4 protein-coding genes are annotated in these 4685 nt (G+C 52.9%); 3 read left to right on the top strand and 1 reads right to left on the bottom strand.

Going from position 1 to position 4685, the window contains the following annotated elements:
• The 3 genes from ACOSYY_RS14705 to ACOSYY_RS14715 form a co-directional block, all read left to right on the top strand.
• A partial coding sequence (locus ACOSYY_RS14705; RefSeq protein ID WP_421663278.1) for an ATP-binding protein occupies positions 1–286 on the top strand: 286 nt, incomplete at its 5' end.
• Between the two features lie 16 nt (positions 287–302).
• Positions 303–1724, top strand: a complete 1422-nt coding sequence (locus ACOSYY_RS14710; RefSeq protein ID WP_421663279.1) for a sigma-54-dependent transcriptional regulator — start codon at positions 303–305, stop codon at positions 1722–1724.
• A 200-nt stretch (positions 1725–1924) separates the two neighbouring features.
• Positions 1925–3052 carry an HD domain-containing phosphohydrolase gene (locus tag ACOSYY_RS14715; protein ID WP_421663280.1) on the top strand — a complete coding sequence of 376 codons (1128 nt, stop codon included), beginning with the start codon at positions 1925–1927 and terminating at the stop codon, positions 3050–3052.
• A 1-nt stretch (position 3053) separates the two neighbouring features.
• Here ACOSYY_RS14715 and recN read toward each other — a convergent pair.
• Positions 3054–4685, bottom strand: a 1632-nt coding sequence (gene recN / locus ACOSYY_RS14720) for a DNA repair protein RecN (protein WP_421663281.1), incomplete at its 5' end; no start/stop codon positions are given.

A 4685-nucleotide genomic window follows, 5' to 3' on the forward strand; every position in this document is an offset into this window, starting at 1 on the left:
CGGAACCCTCCGAGTACGGACCACTAGACTTCAGAAAGCGGACGGTAATGTCTGGGCTCAGATAGAGATCGAAGATTCGGGGCAGGGCATTTCCCAAGAAAACCTTGACCACATCTTTGACCCGTTTTTCACCACCAAACATGCAAGCACCGTAAACGAAGGAACGGGGTTGGGGCTGACCATCGCTCATCAGATCATTCGTGAGCATCAAGGAGAGATTCAAGTTCAGAGCACGGAAGGGATCGGCACGACCTTTCGCATCAATCTTCCTTCCTGTCGGGGATAGAACGCAAGGAGCGCTTGTGGTTGTTAGGAAACGAGTTCTATTGATCGATGATGACCCCCGAGTCCGTGCCTCTCTCAAGATGGTTCTCGAACCACTCTATGATATTCTCCAGGCTAGTGATGCACATGAGGGACTTGATGTGTTTCGGAAGGATGAGCCTGATCTCATCCTTCTCGATGTCATTCTCCCTGGAACCGACGGCCTGGCAGTGCTTCAAACGCTTCGCATGGAGAGCAAGACGACTCCTGTCATCATGCTCACAGGTACCAAATCTGTCAAAACAGCCGTTGACGCCATGAAGCTTGGCGCCGCGGATTATCTTTCAAAACCGTTCGACGTCGATGAGCTCCGTATCGTCATCGATCGAGTCCTGAATGCCTCCGAATTGGAACGTGAAGTCAAGCAACTGCGGGCGCAAGTTGTCCAGCGCTATGCCTTCCATAATCTGATCGGCAAAAGCCAGGGCATGCAGGAGATTTACTCAAAAATCGAGCAGGTCGCCGACAGCCGTACCACTGTGCTCATTACGGGAGAAAGTGGCACGGGAAAAGAATTGGTAGCACGAGCCTTACACTACAACAGTTCACGACGCGAACGTCCCTTCATTGCACTGAACTGCGCAGCTTTGCCTGAAACGCTCATTGAAAGCGAACTCTTCGGCCACGAAAAGGGGGCATTCACGGATGCCACAGCTCGACGCGTCGGACAGTTCGAATTGGCGAATACCGGAACATTGTTCTTGGACGAAATCGGTGACTTAAGTCCCGTCACACAGGCTAAGCTCCTGCGTGTCATCCAAGAACGCGAATTTACGAGAATCGGCGGAATTCAGCCGATCAAGGTCGATGTCCGCATTGTGGCGGCGACGAACAAGAATCTTGATGACCTTGTTCGAAAAGGGCAATTTCGAGAAGACCTCTACTACCGTATTAACGTCATTGCGCTCTTTCTCCCGCCACTCCGAGAACGCGGTGAGGATATTCCCCTCTTGGCCAAACATTTCCTCGAGAAACGGCTGGAAGAGGAACGCCGACCTCGAATTGAATTCGGAAAAGACGCACTGGAGCTTCTGACCCGTTATTCTTGGCCGGGAAATGTTCGCGAACTGGAAAACTTCGTCGAGCAAGCATTCATCTGGTCTCAACATGCCGCGCAAATCACTCCAGAGCATTTGCCGACGCTGGTTAAGAGCGACTCCCGTTCAACGTCGCTTCGAGACGATACCCTCGCCGGTCGCATGTCGCTTGAAAAAGCCGTGATGGAGTTTGAACGGGAGATTATCCTTGACGCGCTGAAGCGAACCAATTACGTACAAACCCACGCCGCGAACCTACTCGGAATCAGCCGCCGAATGTTGAAATATCGAATGGATACCCTCGGCATCGGCCGCCCTGATAGTTCCACTATTGAAGAGTCGGACTCACCCGTGCAAGAATGACACACTTATGCACAAGGATGTCACATTTTATTCACATATTATCCTCTTCACCATACACAATATAGGATCCCTATTATTATTGTAAGCTACGTATAGTTGCCAATTCTATTAGTACCACTTTATATTGAAATATATCGTAAAATCATGAAAAGGAATGATAATTGCTTTCTCATGATACGGCTTGGAGTAAGCAAACGAGCATGGCTACCGCTTCTTGTCCAGCAGGAACACAGCCCACGGTCCTCGTAATCGATGATGAAACGGGCCCTCGGGATGCCCTGAAACTGATTCTTCGCACCTTCTGCAACGTTCGTTCTGCAGAAAACGCCAAGGCCGCTCTTGAAGTCCTCGGTCAAGAACCTATCGACATGATTACTCTCGATCAGAAGCTCCCGGATCGTCACGGGCTCGATCTTCTCAGAGATATAAAGCATCATCGTCCCGACGTGGAGGTCATTATCGTCACGGGATACGGAAGCCTGAAGTCTGCCATGGAAGGTATGCGCCACGGAGCCGCGGGTTATTTGCTCAAACCTTTCAACGTAAACGAGCTGACCACGCTCATTCAGCAGACAATGGACAAGAAACGCCGACTCGACTTTCTGCGCCACTGTCTTCGGACACTACCGGACCTTTGGGGCGCAGCGGAAGAAAGCGCGAGAGCGTGGGATGAGGTCAAAGCGGGATATGCTTCGCTCTCCATCAATACACAGAGCGATACCGCTTTACAGCCAAACGATATGAACCTGCTTCCAATCTTGTCCGATACTTTGGAGGCCACGGACCGTCAGTTACTCAATCATTCGAGCCGAGTGAGCTTCTATGCCACGTTAATGGCCAGCCGACTTAATCTCACCTCCTCCGAGCAAAAAGCATTGGCCTTAGGAGCATTTGTGCATGACATAGGGAAAACGACCCTTCCATCGTATAGGTTCTCAGAAGACCAGATCCTTCCGTCCGGCGAAGCATCCCTCTGTAGGGAACACTCGGACAGAGGCGCACGGATGATTGCGCCATTAGGTTTACCGATTGAGGTGAGGCAAATCGTTGCATCTCACCACGAGAGATGGGATGGGCAAGGCTACCCTCGTGGGCTTCGAGGCGTGGATATTCCGTTACTGGCTCGCATTGTCGGCATCGCCCAAACGTTTGATCATTTGACCGCTGATGTACCTGGACGCGTCACCCTCCCGCTGGATGTCGCAATTCAACAGATCTCGCTTCAATCTCATACGCATTTCGACCCGCTGTTGCTGGAATTCTTCATCCAGATCGTGAAGGACTCGCCTGTCTCGCCTTTCGCCATGGACATTGCGCCCGCCGCTTGATCTATTCATGCCCTCCGGCGATTAACTCTGCTGCCGCAGAACGTGTCTTTTGAGTGATTCGCTCCCCCCCCAGCATGCGCGCAATTTCACCCTCGCGACTCATGCCGGTCAACGAACGGACCGTCGCCACCGTCCGTCCCTTCACTTCCGACTTTTCGACGGAGAAATGATGCTGGGCTTGAGAGGCGACCTGCGGAAGGTGCGTGATGCACAGCACTTGATGGTATCGGCCCAACTCTCTGAGCCGTTTCCCGATCGTGGCTGCAACCGCTCCTCCAACTCCGGTATCGATCTCATCGAAGATCAAGACCGGCACATGATCGGTGTCAGCAAGGGTGGATTTCAACGCCAACATAACCCGCGATAGTTCGCCGCCGGAGGCCACACGAGACATCGGTTTCAACGGCTCACCGGCATTCGTCGACAGCAGAAACTCGACACGATCAGCCCCTTCAGGGCCGTAGGTTTCGTCCGGCCCGCTCGACATGACTTGAACCAGAAACCGCATGGATGCCATTTTCAGCGCGTTGAGCTCTTTGCCGACCAGTTTCGTCAACCGTTGAGCCGCGTCCGTTCGCTTTTCTGAGAGCGCCCGCGCCAGCACCGAAACGTTCCGTTGTTGCTCCTCAATGAGACGATCATACCGATCGAGCTCGCTGTCGGCCTCCCGAAGTAGTCCCAGTTCTTGTTTCACTCGATTGTGAGTCTCGAGGACGGCTTCGATCGTTCCCCCGTATTTCTTTTTCATCTTTTGGATGACAGCCAAACGATCTTCGATCGTACTGAGTCGCATAGGGTCTGCGTCCAAGCCTTCGGCGTAACTGCGAAGGGAATCGGCGACTTCTTTCAGAAGCATCTTAGCCTCTGACGCAAATCGAACGGAACCTTCCATCTCAGGATCGATCTGAGCCAATTCTCCCAACACGCGCTCTATCGACACCAGATTCGCCAAGATACCGTGGGCATCGGCCTGAATTCGTTCTTGAGCGTCCGATGTCAACTCAGCCAGACGCCGTGATGCCCCCAACCGATGGCGTTCGGCTTGCAGCAACTCTTCCTCTCCGATACGGCAGGCAGCCTCATCCAATTCCTGCCGTTGAAAACGCAACAAGTCTTCCTGTTGGACCCGCTGTTGAAGCTTAGCGGAAAGCTCAGCGCGCTCTCCACGGAAACGTACCCAATCACGATAGGTGGATCGATATTGAGACCGCAGTTCCGGCAGACGTCCGAACGCATCCAAGACCTCAAGCTGCGCGGCATTGGACAAGAGCGATTGTTGATCGTGCTGGCCATGGATATCGATGAGCGTACCAGCAAACTCTTCCAGCACATGGACCGGACTTAAGACCCCATTCAGGTAAACCCGGTTTCTTCCTGAACGAGCAATGATACGTCGAATGATGAGCTGAGAATCCTGCGGTCCTAGCACCTCTCGGACCCGCAGTCGTTGGAGGAGAGGATGCGTGAGCGGAATGTCGAACGACGCTTCGAGCTGGGCTTCGTCTTCGCCGAATCGAATCTGATCGCTCGAGGCCCTTCCACCTATGAGAAGGGCCACTGCATCGATCAACAAAGACTTACCGGTCCCGGTCTCTCCGGTCAACACGGTAAATCCTGAGTCAATGATCAGACT

This window comes from Nitrospira sp. BLG_2 (assembly GCF_049222245.1).